Raw genomic sequence first — 12,542 nt, 5'->3', positions numbered from 1 at the left:
GTACAGCAGGTCACAGCTTCAATCTCCGATATTCGGGTTGTTGAATGTGACAAGGCAGAGAAGAGCTTTGTCATCCACTACGCTGCCGATTTACGTCCGGCGGACGGCGACACGCGTCGCACTTGAATTGGCCTCTTAGAAGATAAGAAGTTTTTCACTCAACTTTCTCCAACTTACATCCGGGTGCCGGCCTTGATTGAAGTTAATCACGATTTGCGGGTGCGATTTCCATTGTGGTCGTCTCGCTCCAGCCCATAGACATCCCCCTCAAGCTCCTTCGCTTCCGCCAGCATTCCGGTGATGAGGTCGAGATCCTTGGCGGTCAGGGCGAGACCGGAGATGGCGACGTTCGAGGTCAGATGAGAGCGGTCGCGCGCGCCGATGATGACGGCCGCCACACCCGGTCGTTCGAGCATCGCAGCGCTGGCGACCGTGGCGATGTCGGTCCCGTGCCGGTCCGCGATCTGGCGAAGGATGGTCAGAAGGGCCTGGAACAGGTCCCAGCCGCCGACGTCGTCGATAATCCGCTTGTATTTGACCAACGAACGGTTCTCAAGCTGCTCTGTCGGTTCCGGTGCGCCGAACCATCTGTCGCCGAGGAAGCCGCCAGCCACGGTGCCATAGCACAGGAGCGGGATACCGTACTCGACCGCCGCCGCAGCCATTCGCCGCGCCGGACGGCGGTCGAGTAGCGAATACTGCACCTGCATGCAGGAAAGCGGCACGCCTGCATTCACGATCTCCAGCATATGGTAAGTGTCGAAATTCGTGCCGCCGATCTTATCAATCTTGCCGGTGCGCCGAAGATCGTCGAGCCACAGCGCTGCCTCGAGCCAACGAGGCTCTCGGTATTCCCACCAGTGGAGTTGTACGAGGTCGAGCCGCTCCTGGTTGAGGCGTCGCAGCGACTGGTCGATCACCCTCTCGACATAAGACTTGCTGATGCGCGGCAGTATGCCGAAGTGCGGCACAAATTTGGTATGGACCTTGATCCGGGTGAGCGCCTGCTCCCCGCGCAGATCGCGATAGCGCCTTCTGAAATGGCCGATCAGCTCTTCGACCCCGGTATAGATGTCGGCACAGTCGAAGGTGGTTATTCCCGCATCCGCGAAGGCCACCAAGTCGGCTACGGGGTCTTCGCTTCGGGCCGTGCAGTGGCCGCTCGCGAGTTGCCAGCCCCCGTGGATCACACGCGAGATCTCGTAGTTTGGAGCAAGCTGGAATCTCTGCATCTTTACTATGCCTTATAACAGTCATCATGGTGCGGTCCCGCTATGGTTGCGAAGCGGCTAAACCGGAACGGACTATTCCGATCGGAAAACTAAGCATATAGGAGGCCGATCTGCAGGTTGGTGCGCATAGAATCCGCCGAGCATAACGATGCGGAAGGCGCGTGGTACGCACGACACTTCTAAGCTTCCTGCGGTTCCCGCCCCGCTCTATGGCCATGTGTCCGATCTTGATGTTCATACGACCCGTTCCAGCAGCAGACGGCCAGCTTCAGCATAGTGCCGCTGCTGGACCATGGCGTGTTGCGCCGCCGCCTGCAGATCGCGCAGCCGCCGCTGAAGAGGTGAAGATTCATACACTGCGGCACCGCCGGCAAGGGTAAAGCAGGCATGTGCTGCGCTGGCACAGATCGTCGCAATCCAGATTCCGGTCTGTATGCCCTGGGTGTACAGAGCCTGGCCATTCAGCGTGTCGGCCAAGGCGTGCCGCCAATGACTCTCCGCCTGAACCTGCATGGCCGCCCGCGCTGCACGCACATCTGCTTCAATTCGACCCAACTCGGCCTGGACCATTTCTGAGTCGCGCATAGGAGCCGGCGCTCGAAGTTGTTGCCGGCCGCTGCGGGCGAGGTCGGTAACATCCGATAACGCACCCTCGGCGATGCCCACGCAGACAGCTCCGAGAAGCACCGACTGAAGGTGCCGCCAAGCTTGATATAGTGGTCCCGGTTCGCATGATGCTCCAGCTGGAAAGTCGAAGAAATTGGTCTCCGGCGCGAGTACGTTCTGAAGGGCTATGTGGTGACTGCCGGTACCTCTGAGGCCGGAGGCGTGCCAAGTGTCTTCAATCTGCCAAGCCGATGCCGGCAAGGCGACACACCGGACCAACGGTGGGCCGGCATCCCCTGCCGGTCCAAAGAGTGGTTTTCCGGCTTCCGACATGACACAGAGAGCCATCATCCAGTCGGCGTTGTGGCAACAACTGGCGAACGGCCAACGGCCGCTGACCCGCCACCCACCTGCCACTCTCTCGGCGGTGCCTCCTGGCGTGGTGACACCAGCTATGATGAGGTCCGACTTGTCCTGGTACATCAGATCGTAAGTCTGTCTCGGCAATCGAGGACTGATAATGGCAGATGAACTGCCGATCATCGCGGTCCAGCCGACTGAGCCGTCGATCCGAGCCAACGCGCTGATCACCTCCATTCCCCAAGGTAAATCTAGCTCTAGTCCGCCACGGCTGTGCGGCGCGAACATGCGGAACACTCCGATCAATCGCAACTTCTCGATAAGGTCGGACGGCATGCGGCGTTCCGCTTCGATCTCGGCTGCACGCGCGACAACGGCAGGAGCAAGATCGCGAATCGCGTCGAGGATCCGCCCGGCTGCAACAGCCGAACGCCCCGGGCTCTCTTTGCCAGACGGAGGTTGAGTTGCCGTTTGATGTCCCCTGTGCGCCGGACGATTTGGCCCGTGTAAAGCATCACTTTGCTTCATCAGTTTCTGCATGTGTCTAATTATTTAAGGAGTGCACATGCCGTCTGCCTGTGACAGATGCAGTGCGGCGGTGGTTAGTTGCGCGCCTTACGTCGCTATTTTGATCGCGCGGCACACGCGGCTTCCGCCGCAGCCTCGGGACGGAGAAGCTTCTTCATTCTCTGGTACGTGCAATAGTCGCCTGCGGCAGCAGGCTGTGCGGCAACCCCCTTTAGCATAGCGGTCAGCAGCCCGCCGTAAAGCATCCTCTTTACTCTGTGCATGGACTTGATGATGCCACGCGGTCGAGTATCGCTGCCAGAAGAAGAGCATCAAATATATTGATGTTGGTACGAGGCGCCCGAAGGCCGCACGGACAGGTCGGGACCCTGTCTTCGGTTCGACCCATGCAAGGGGATCTGTCAAGGGCAATGTCAAGTTGATGCGTGCAGTAAAATGTGGGCATGAAGAAGATCGAGTCGCCCGATCACGGTTTTCGTTTTCCGGCAGCGGTCATCAGCTTCGCGGTACACTGGTATCACCGGCTCAACCCCTGAGCCTGCGCGACATTGAGGGAACTGCTGCTCGAGCGCGGGGTGAGTGTGTTACCTACGAGTCGGTGCGCAAGGCTCTGGTGCAAATAGGCGGTCTGCACGAGATTGTTGTTATATAGAGGATGTCTAATGAAGCAGACAGGGCGGCCTCCCAGGCTGCGGGCGCAGTGGTATCTTTGAGGCCGAGCTTCGCGAGGCCGAATTGGCCCTTGCGAATACGATGTACCAACTCAATATCTGAGAGCGTGATCGCTGCGTTCCTGAAACGTTTGAAGCCGAGCATGACTTTCGTCCGGGACTTGATGTTGCGGTGATCCTGCCCGACCAGATTATTGAGATATTTCGAGGATCGGACTTTCGTGTCCTCAGGCAGCAAGCCATCGGCCTTCATCTCGCGCACGGCGCGGTGCGAGGCTGCATAGCCATCAAGCGTGATGGTCTTCGGTGGCTGGCCCTGAAGTCTGATTGCCTTCCTGAAAAAGGCTTTTGCCGCCTTCACGTCGCGCTTGGCACTAGCATGAAGTCTACCGTCTGACCCACCCGATCCACCGCCCGATAAAGATAGATCCACTTGCCGCGCAGCTTGAGGTAAGTCTCGTCGACGCGCCAGGACTGGCCGGTGGGCCTGCTGAAGCGGTTCCACCGTTTGACGAACTCCGTCGTAAAGCGCCGCACCCAGCGCAGGATCGTCGTGTGGGCCAGCGACAGGCCTCGTTCCGCCATCATTTCGACCAGATCGCGCAAGCTAAGCTTGTAGCGCAGGTACCAGCGAACACACAGGATGATCACATCGCGGTCAAAGTGACGGCCTGAACAGTTCGCCCAGGCTCTTCAGCTTGCTCATCGTCGGTTCTCAATTCGTTCAGCCCGACACCTTAACCCGATTCGCCCCGCGCTATTTGCACCAGAGCCATCTTCTTCATGCCCACATCTTACTGCGCACATCAAACTTGACATTGCCCTTGAATGTACAAAAGATCCGAGCTCTATCCGGACGACCACTATTCTGCGGCGGGGGACATCAGTCTAGCTGTCTCGTCATGGATGGAATTGACGTACTCGTCGCCTTTGCATAGAAACTGACCAGCGAGTCATGCATCTGCTGACGACTCACATCGTCTGCATACGCCATGTGACCGCCAGGGTACAGGATTCGAGTATAGCTCGCTTGCATTTGCGATTGCGGGACCCGGCCGCCCTTGGGATCCGAAACATATTGCATGTCCCAATCGACCTTTGCCGCCGGAACGACGGCATCGTAATACCCGGCAGCAGTCAACACTTGCATCTTCGGATTGATTGCCATTTCATCTGCAATGAAAATGGTTGCGTCCGGAAATGGAAGCTGAGAACCATCTGGATAACTTGTGATATGGTTCCAGGCGGGAGCGATTATCGAATTCAGTCCTTGATATCCGGACACGGCCTGGTATTTTAGGGTGTTATAGACATACGACGCGAAAATCGGCGTGTATGCTGACAGGTCGTCAAGCGCCGGATCCCATGTCAAATAATTGTTCATGGCTTGCGAAATATCACCCCCAATCAGACTTTTTCTTAAATCATACAGCCCCAATGTTTTCCCGTTCACCATGGCGTTTGTCGTAACGATGGCGTTTTTTCGCATCAGTTGTAAATTATCAGCGGCGATTTGTGCACCCGAATCGTTGGCAAATTTAATTGTCTGTGCAAGCACGGATGAATTTGCTGGTGACCCTGTTGAAGACGAGTCGAATAGATATGGACTTTTATTTGCAGTCGCGTATACCCCATTTCCCATTAGAGAGTTAAGGGTGCCGGTATATTTTTTTGCTGCATCCTCGACGCTATCGGATGAAATCCACGAAACGTAATCCGCTTTATAGCCGCTTAAGTCGACGCCAAGAATGAAATTCAATGCGCCGCCTGACTGCGCCGTAGGTGAATTAAAAAATGAATATGCCATTGTTGGAACAATTGACGCGGCATAATTTGAGGCGAATTGGATGGGGACATCAGAAGATAGCGCATTTCCCATCGATTGAATTAATTTGCCCATTTGATTTATGCTGGCAATTGAGGGGCGCTCGGGGGAACTTGTCGTGGTTTTCCATACTTGCGGACACGGCCGTGTGAAAGCATCAATTTGTTTGTTGACGAGATCTACAGAGGGCGTTAGCTTAATAAGCTCATTAAAGGCGAAATCCTCCGATTTTTGAAAAAGCTGTGGGGAATCGACGTTTATTAGCGCTGGATCTGTAATTGCCCCCCAGTATCTTGCCGCCATCGTAACAGTGGGAAGCAAAAACGCCGGAAGGGGATACCGTCGAGCTGGCTTTACGGAGCCATCCGGATAAAGATTATAAGTTGCTTCTTCGTAGTAATTTAACGCTGGCGCCTGCATCAGAAGGCCGCTCAGTTTGATCCCATACGTATTGTGCAGCGTGTACGACATGATCCCGACGCGTGGTCCGCCGTAGGATTCACCGTAGAGCATCAGCGGCGACTGGCCGCGATTGTTGACGTTAAGGTATCGATAGATCAGCCCAGCGTTGACCGTCTCATCCGCATCGACCGCCCAAAAATCCTGATTCTTCTTTGGTGCGATCGCTTCGGAATAACCGGTTCCCGGAGGGTCGACAAAGACCATATCGGTCTTGTCGATCAACGTCTGCGGGTTATCGCCGAGGGTCACGTCATTAGGGCCGGTCACCGTGGAACCCTGTTCGGAAAATACCCGCATCGGCCCATAAGAGCCCATGCGAAGATAATTCGACGACGCACCTGGCCCGCCGTTGAAAAAGAAGGTAATCGGACGTTGCGTTACGTCCGCCCCGTCCAACGTGTAGGCGGTGTAGAAGATCGAAGCCGTTGGGGCATTGGTGCGCTCATCCCGTACGGTCAGATGCCCTGCAGTTGCCGTATAGGTCAGCGTTTGACCGTTGACGGTAATACGATGGTGTGTCACAGCAGCCCCCTCGATTGCAGAGGAAAGCGAACCGCCGGCGGTAGTGTCGTAGGCCGTATTGTCGATGTAGGGTTGATCAGCTGCTAACGGTGGCAAGGACAGAGTTGCAGGCGTGGTGGCCGAAGTTGGCCGAATTGTCAGTGGGGAAGGGGCTGAGCTTGAGGACGGTACTGCGGTTGATGTTGTGGAAACGGAACCATCGTCTCCAGCGCTACAGGCACTTATAAGACCGGCGGCGATGATGGCCGCTCCAAGATTGCTGGCTTTGATTAACGGTAGTCGATGGCCAAAATGCTTCGCAAAAGATAAACGTCCCATTTTTTACCCGTCTAGTTACTGATTTCAGATCAATATTGCCTACCCCGTGCGCATCGGCTTTGTCGCAATAAGGGACCTGCTATGCTGAAGTCCCGAAGACGGACGATCTGACCGATGAAGCAGAACCTGAATCCCACGGTGGCGAAGGTGCTCAAGTGCCTGCATTATCCGCTTGACGTAATCCTTCTCTGCGTGCGCTGGTACGTTGCGTATCCGCTGGGTCTGCGTCACCTCGAGCAGATGATGGGCGAGCGAGGAATTTCGGTTGACCATTCGACCGCGCATCGCTGGGCACTCAAACTGTTGCCGGTTCTGGAGAAGGCGTTTCGGCGCTGCAAGCGGGCGGTCGCCAGGAGTTGGCGTATGGACGAAACGTACATTGGACTCGGCGAGCGAACTCACGCTTGCCGAAGGCGAACCGCAGGAACGGAACAAAACTATTGTGCCGGGTGAGGGGCCCATCGAAATCGAACACCGAGAGCACCTTCACTCCTTTCGGGTTAGCCTCAAGCATTTCCACGCTCATCAGTTGGCCTCTGCCAGTCGGACGCTGTGCTCCCCACTACCCAGATCAGCGGCCTTCACTCCGTGCCACTTAGCGCGCTCAAGGATGTTGACCGCCCACTTGTAGTGAGTTGCGGGTTCACACATCGCGTCGTTGTGCTTGAAAACGGCAGGAGCTACATCGTTGAGGATAAACTTGGCGCAGTTGAGGTCCGCGACGCTCACTCGGAGGGTATCGTGGATGACGCTGATCTGGCTCGGATGAATAGCCGTCTTCCCTACCAGCCCATGAGCGATGTCCAGCTCCAACTCCTCCTTCAGGAGATGAGGAGTGGCGAGCTGCTCGAATACAGGAGCGGTCAGAGCAAAGCCCTGAGCCCCCATGATCCCAGCAAGCATAGGGATCACGTAGTTCATCGGCGTGTTGTAGAGCGTGGTGGCCGGATTGCGCCGCAGACCAAGACAACCCATGAGGTCGTTTCCGCCTATCCGCAGCGTGATGATGCGCTGGTTCAGGTTGGCCTTCAGAGCCTGGCCAAGCTCCACCATTGCGCCAGGGTCGAACACGTCGACTGTCTCCAGTGTGGGCATCAGGCACAGATCCGGGTTGCTCACCGCGTATTCCCAAGATTGGAGGGATTTCAGGGTCAACTTGGGTACGACGAACCCATCGACGTGCTTCATCAGGGGCCAGTCACTCAGCACCGCTGCCATCGCAGCATCGCGCGGCCGGACGAACAGCAGGGGACCATGTTCAGGGCGGCCGCCCCTAGCCTCAACATCCATGAGGAGCGCCCGCAGGTTCGCGAGCGCGCTTTCGACGTCGATCGCCGCCACCGCGTCTTCCAGGCACACCACAAGTGAGCGCAATTCTGAGATCTTGGTGCCGAAAACCACGTCCAGGATGTCACCGCGGGTAGCCGGCATGTACAGAGTCGCCCCCAGGGCGAATGGAGAAGTGGCGCCCATCAGATCGGACTCCGTATGATTGTCGCGGCACGATACGGCCCCAGGTCAGCGCCAGCTTCCTCTACGGTCACGCCCGCGCGGTCAGTGAGATGCATTAACAACTGCACGTGGCTGTCGCTGCGATCACGTACCAGAACGTGATCAGGCACACGACGCAGAACCGCTCGGGTTGCCTCAGCGATACCCGGCTTCACGCGATTCAAGTTGAAGATGCCAAAACGAGTTGCCAGCGAGGACACCACGTCATCAGCGGACGCTTGGAGTTCCAATCGCTGTTCGTTGGTCCATGGAGTTGCGGGATAAACTTCGCCCAGCGCCCCACGTTCGACCTCGATCTTATCGATGAACTCTCGGGTTACATCATGCTTAGGCAGGTGGTCGTATGTCACGCAACCATGAAGCCCACCTTGAGTCGGCCAGATGGTGCGGGATACGAGGCCGGACACGGTTGCACCGAGGGTGCCGGACGGAATTACCCAGTCCTCTGCAGAGCCAGCCAGCCAAGCGCGGCCGCAGGGGTCTGCTAGAACAACGAGGCGAGGATCTTCTGGGAAGCGCTTGTCGTCGTCCAAGGTCCGCCTGAGCTCACCGGAGATTGCGCCTTTGCCGGTCCAGCCATCCACGAAGACGATCTTTTCGGCACCGTGCAACTGGATGATGGCTTCCAGAGCCACCGTGTCGATCCCGCAATCACGAATGATGCTGACACCGTAGTGGTGAGCATCGCGGCCCATTTCGACGAGTGCCCGGCGCAGCAGGACGCCGAGGGGCACGCCTGCGCGAACAAATGAAACCAGGGCGATGCTCGGCCCGGTGTAAGCGGCATTCAATGCCAAGGCCAGGGACTGAACATTGGAAGCCATACGAGCACCGTTCTGCGCCAGGGCATGGGTGTAGAGACCCTTGTGCACGTCGGTAGGAGCCTGCTCCAAGCTTATCATCTCAGAGTAATGCTTCTGATTCGTCTGAATCAGAAGCTCCTTTTCCTCAACGTTAGTGACGCTCATCTGCACGCGTTGCAAAAGGAAATGTACATCTTCAGGGGCGTAGCTGCCGCTGCCGACGGTGCTCAGGGTGGCGAGAAGATTACTCATTGATGAGCGCCTTCACTACTGTTGCCAGTTGACTGCGCGCCGGCGTCGACCACATGTGACAGAGGTCCATGAACCCCAGGTCGGAGACGCTGTCACCGAAGCCCAGGACTGGCCGCTCGCCGTGGATCTCACGGTCGCGGCGCAACCATTCTTGAACGGCGAAGCATTTTTCCAAACCCGCAGGCAGGAAGGCGAGGTTGTTGCCGTTAACGTGGATGTGCATGCATTCCAACATGCTTCGAGATTGAACTTCGGTCAGCAACTCAGTGAGCACCGAGTCGTCGGACTCGTTGTGCTTGGTCACCACGTAGTGGCGCAGACCTTTCTCTCCAACTACCCAACTGCGCAGGGAGTAGCCCAGTTCTTTGCCGATCTGCAGGGTGGCCTCGCTCAGTGTCGACAGCCGGTCTTGAAAGGTCCGGAGCGACTCGGCCATCTGTCCGTGCCAGGTCTGGTCAAGCGATCCGTCAGGGCGGAGCATCACGCCACCATGGGAGCAAATTGCACCTTCGGTGAAAGGAAGCTTGACGCGGTTGTAGGCCTCCACGCTACGTGCGGTAACCGGAACGACGTCGGCCGAGGCCAGCAGCCAGTTGATGAAGAATTTCTGGACCGGGTTCATGTACCCGTTGGGCTGCCCATGCACGTCCAGGGTGACGATGATTCGTGGGGTGGCCTCCGCCATCTTGCCTGCGGTCTGGAACAGGGTTTCGTCGAGGTCGACGAATATCAGCGGACGATTACTGCTCATCGAAAATTACCTCCGCATTCAGGACATCAACTAGTTCTGCAGGGAGCGCTTGCGCCGGGGTTTCGGTGCAGATAAGAACTCGGTCGAACTGGCCGGGCTTCACGTTGTAGAGGAAGTTCGGAATACCGAGACCATAGTTGTCAGAAAACGACAGCGCGTGCTCGATGGCGTGGCCTAGGGCTATAGGGGACCTGGTGGTGGAGCTGAAGTAGACATCCGCCCCGGCTCGCTCCGCGCGCTCCGCCAGCAGGAAGGGACGCCAGACGAACTCACCGGTACCCACTACGACGACTTTCTCGCCGGGCTGGATCTGAATGTCCGGTGCGAGCGTGTCGTCCACGTGGCGAACGCCCAAGCGCCCCCAGTCATTGCAGGGTGAGAGAGGCCATTCACCTATAGAAACGGCGCCGACGCGTAGCATATCCGGCAGGGGCGCGGACTGATCTTCGTGGAACTGATACGAGCCGCTCAGCAAGGATACGGCGGTGGTCGACTCTCCGATGGCCTTACGCACAGCACCCGCAGACCAGTCCGTCAGGACGCACGTGACCACTCGCTCGATCTTCTTCAGGCCGGCTTCGATTAGTGCGCGGTGCAGGTTGAGAAAGGTCTTGCCGGTAGAAGCCTCATCGTCCACCAAGACTAAAGATCGGGCCTGAAGCATCAAATCACGAACCTCGGGATCGACCGGCAGGTGGATTAAGTGGGTGCTGGCATGACTGTGCTCTTCCTCGAATCGAGCAAAGAGGTCGGTACCCAAAGGATGACGGGTACTGGTGAGGTACACGCTGTCGGAACGCGTTGCACTGTAAGCACGGTGCACGCCGGCACCGAGGCCAACTGCGGTTTCGGCCATGCCGATTACCAGCACTGGGCCGGGCATGTCCGCTGGGATCTCGCTGACGAGGCTCTCGAAACTGGCAGCCATGATCGATGGGCGCGCCGGTATGTGGCGTCCCAGAACTTTGGACACGAACAGGAATGCCCGCTTTGGATTCCGGCGCTCTGCGAAACCGAACAGGTTAGCCGCGGGCAAGGCGGCGGCGTCGACTTTGACCTCGAGCAGTCCCCGCTTGAGTTGAGCGCGTAGGAACGTCGGTACTACATTGCTGTCCATGAACTGCTTCCTAGCTTGATGCGAGGTCGAGGACCTAACAGGCTGTTGAAAATCGCCTCGTTGTGACAACCGCGGCACTGTTTAAAAGGATTTCGGATTTTGTCGCGATAAGGGCAACGGTCATAGCAAAGCGCGATAGCATAGGATTGCTTATTTCGCCAGCGAGTAAAATTGCTCAGCGGCAGATGGCTGAGTGCCGCGAATGCATTTCATCTGCCCCTTGACGATCGTACGCATGACTTCGATGCCACCCAGAATGATGCTGGCACAGCGAAAATCTTTGAATCCCAGCATGGGACGGGTGCGACGCTTGATGGCACGGTGGTCCTGCTCTACAACGTTGTTCAGGTATTTGTTCTAGCGGACCTTGATCGGCGTCTCACGTTCGGCGTTGAGCGCTTGGGATAAGGTGATGATTGCCGGGGACGTGCCTGGACGACATACAGCGTACCGCCAGCACGTGTAGCCAAAGTGCGACCTCCGTCGAGTCTGACAATATACGTGCCAGAATGGCCGCGGTGGGATGCTGCACAGTCAGTACCGACCCGTTTGTCAGAGAAGCCATTGGGTTACGCAATAACATGAAAGGGGGCAATCTCGTGTTTTAAACCTGTGAAAGTTGCCGCGTTTACCGAACACCCATCGGAAAAGCGGGGATGTTCCGGAGCCTGGTGCGCTCACCGGCAGATGCATCACATGCCGGTAACGGACAGCTACAAGCTAATTCCCCTGCCGGATTCGATCCAAAATCTCGCAAAAAAAAACCGTCAGAGCCACCTAAACCCTGACGGTCCGCCAAAAAGCCCTAGCAGTAAGCGGACCGAGGACAACCGCTCACTGCAAGCATAGGATACGAGCAGAAGCCTTAGTCGCATTTGACCGAGATCAGATCTCTCTATCTCTCTCAAAGGCAGGCAACATTCTCATGCCCGCACTGGCAACGGCCTCCCTCACGACGTGGGCAGATCAAGAACTCTCCATAGTTGCCAGTACGCCTATCCCGTGAATAGCGTGGCGTCGTGGTTACATAGAGACGATCCGTTGCTGGTGCGAAAAGTTCGGCGCCGGATTCGTCCTGTTCGCCAAAGCCGTGCGGCGCATGCCAGGCAGCACTTGGGCATCTGGATGGGATGTTCGTGACGCTCGCGGCGAGCCATATCTGTTGTGGCGCGCCGTCAACGAGCATGACGTCCGGGACTTGATGTTGCGGTGATCCTGCTCGACCAGATTATTGAGATATTTCGAGGATCGGACCTTCGTGTCCTCAGGCAGCAAGCCATCGGCCTTCATCTCGCGCACGGCGCGGTGCGAGGCTGCATAGCCATCAAGCGTGATGGTCTTCGGTGGCTGGCCCTGAAGTCTGATTGCCTTCCTGAAAAAAGGCTTTTGCCGCCTTCACGTCGCGCCTGGCACTGAGCATGAAGTCTACCGTCTGACCCACCCGATCCACCGCCCGATAAAGATAGATCCACTTGCCGCGCAGCTTGAGGTAAGTCTCGTCGACGCGCCAGGACTGGCCGGTGGGCCTGCCGAAGCGGTTCCACCGTTTGACGAACTCCGGCGTAAAGCTCCGCTGGGCGGCG

General features: G+C 57.2%; 7 protein-coding genes and 6 pseudogenes. 3 read left to right on the top strand and 10 right to left on the bottom strand.

Translation table 11 applies throughout. The annotated features are described in order from the left end of the window. Nucleotides 1–206: 206 nt before the first annotated feature. Both AABE10_RS34540 and AABE10_RS34535 read right to left on the bottom strand, forming a co-directional pair. Nucleotides 207–1,232, bottom strand: coding sequence for an aldo/keto reductase (locus AABE10_RS34540; RefSeq protein WP_342937565.1), 1,026 nt, complete (start codon nt 1,230–1,232; stop codon nt 207–209). A gap of 234 nt (nt 1,233–1,466) precedes the next feature. After that, on the bottom strand, nt 1,467–2,738 hold the full coding sequence (locus AABE10_RS34535) for an acyl-CoA dehydrogenase family protein (protein WP_342937564.1): 1,272 nt from the start codon (nt 2,736–2,738) through the stop codon (nt 1,467–1,469). Between the two features lie 431 nt (nt 2,739–3,169). Here AABE10_RS34535 and AABE10_RS36545 point away from each other — a divergent pair. Further along, nucleotides 3,170–3,343, top strand: a pseudogene (locus AABE10_RS36545) (IS6 family transposase); the annotation flags it as partial. A gap of 115 nt (nt 3,344–3,458) precedes the next feature. Here AABE10_RS36545 and AABE10_RS34530 read toward each other — a convergent pair. After that, nucleotides 3,459–4,103 (bottom strand): annotated as a pseudogene (locus AABE10_RS34530) (IS6 family transposase); the annotation flags it as partial. 177 nt (nt 4,104–4,280) lie between these two features. After that, nucleotides 4,281–6,524: a S10 family serine carboxypeptidase-like protein gene (locus tag AABE10_RS34525; RefSeq protein WP_342937563.1), complete on the bottom strand. Its 2,244-nt coding sequence runs from the start codon at nt 6,522–6,524 to the stop codon at nt 4,281–4,283. Between the two features lie 114 nt (nt 6,525–6,638). On the opposite strand from AABE10_RS34525, the pseudogene AABE10_RS34520 reads away from it, so the two are divergent. After that, nucleotides 6,639–6,905 (top strand): annotated as a pseudogene (locus AABE10_RS34520) (IS6 family transposase); the annotation flags it as partial. 144 nt (nt 6,906–7,049) lie between these two features. Here AABE10_RS34520 and AABE10_RS34515 read toward each other — a convergent pair. The 5 genes and pseudogenes from AABE10_RS34515 to AABE10_RS34495 all read right to left on the bottom strand — a co-directional run. Beyond that, nucleotides 7,050–7,997: an HpcH/HpaI aldolase/citrate lyase family protein gene (locus tag AABE10_RS34515; RefSeq protein WP_342937562.1), complete on the bottom strand. Its 948-nt coding sequence runs from the start codon at nt 7,995–7,997 to the stop codon at nt 7,050–7,052. After that, on the bottom strand, nt 7,997–9,091 hold the full coding sequence (locus AABE10_RS34510) for a cysteine protease StiP domain-containing protein (protein WP_342937561.1): 1,095 nt from the start codon (nt 9,089–9,091) through the stop codon (nt 7,997–7,999). Before AABE10_RS34510 ends, AABE10_RS34515 begins: the two co-directional genes overlap by 1 nt. After that, nucleotides 9,084–9,842 (bottom strand): trehalose phosphatase, encoded by a 759-nt coding sequence (locus AABE10_RS34505; protein WP_342937560.1) that lies wholly within the window; start codon nt 9,840–9,842, stop codon nt 9,084–9,086. The genes AABE10_RS34510 and AABE10_RS34505 overlap by 8 nt, the downstream gene beginning before the upstream one ends. After that, nucleotides 9,832–10,959, bottom strand: a complete 1,128-nt coding sequence (locus AABE10_RS34500) for a phosphoribosyltransferase domain-containing protein (RefSeq protein ID WP_342937559.1) — start codon at nt 10,957–10,959, stop codon at nt 9,832–9,834. Before AABE10_RS34500 ends, AABE10_RS34505 begins: the two co-directional genes overlap by 11 nt. Nucleotides 10,960–11,109: 150 nt before the next feature. Continuing rightward, nucleotides 11,110–11,316: pseudogene (locus AABE10_RS34495) on the bottom strand (DDE-type integrase/transposase/recombinase); the annotation flags it as partial. A gap of 653 nt (nt 11,317–11,969) precedes the next feature. Between AABE10_RS34495 and AABE10_RS36540 the strand changes: the two are divergent. Further along, nucleotides 11,970–12,169, top strand: a pseudogene (locus AABE10_RS36540) (IS6 family transposase); the annotation flags it as partial. Here the strand turns inward: AABE10_RS36540 and AABE10_RS34490 are convergent. Beyond that, a pseudogene (locus AABE10_RS34490) lies at nt 12,136–12,526 on the bottom strand (IS6 family transposase); the annotation flags it as partial. The pseudogenes AABE10_RS36540 and AABE10_RS34490 overlap by 34 nt on opposite strands. Nucleotides 12,527–12,542 lie beyond the last annotated feature (16 nt).

Source organism: Paraburkholderia diazotrophica, from assembly GCF_038900755.1.
Taxonomy (GTDB): Bacteria; Pseudomonadota; Gammaproteobacteria; order Burkholderiales; family Burkholderiaceae; genus Paraburkholderia; species Paraburkholderia diazotrophica_A.
The sequence above is the reverse complement of the archived record's forward strand: the minus strand, read 5'-3'. Positions and strand labels throughout refer to the sequence as shown.

Excerpts from the sequence above, each read along its gene's own strand:
- AABE10_RS34510 (WP_342937561.1), bottom strand. The coding sequence starts at position 9,091 with ATGAGTAATCTTCTCGCCACCCTGAGCACCGTCGGCAGCGGCAGCTAC.
- AABE10_RS34525 (WP_342937563.1), bottom strand. The coding sequence starts at position 6,524 with ATGGGACGTTTATCTTTTGCGAAGCATTTTGGCCATCGACTACCGTTA.
- AABE10_RS34505 (WP_342937560.1), bottom strand. The coding sequence starts at position 9,842 with ATGAGCAGTAATCGTCCGCTGATATTCGTCGACCTCGACGAAACCCTG.
- AABE10_RS34540 (WP_342937565.1), bottom strand. The coding sequence starts at position 1,232 with ATGCAGAGATTCCAGCTTGCTCCAAACTACGAGATCTCGCGTGTGATC.
- AABE10_RS34500 (WP_342937559.1), bottom strand. The coding sequence starts at position 10,959 with ATGGACAGCAATGTAGTACCGACGTTCCTACGCGCTCAACTCAAGCGG.
- AABE10_RS34515 (WP_342937562.1), bottom strand. The coding sequence starts at position 7,997 with ATGGGCGCCACTTCTCCATTCGCCCTGGGGGCGACTCTGTACATGCCG.
- AABE10_RS34535 (WP_342937564.1), bottom strand. The coding sequence starts at position 2,738 with ATGCAGAAACTGATGAAGCAAAGTGATGCTTTACACGGGCCAAATCGT.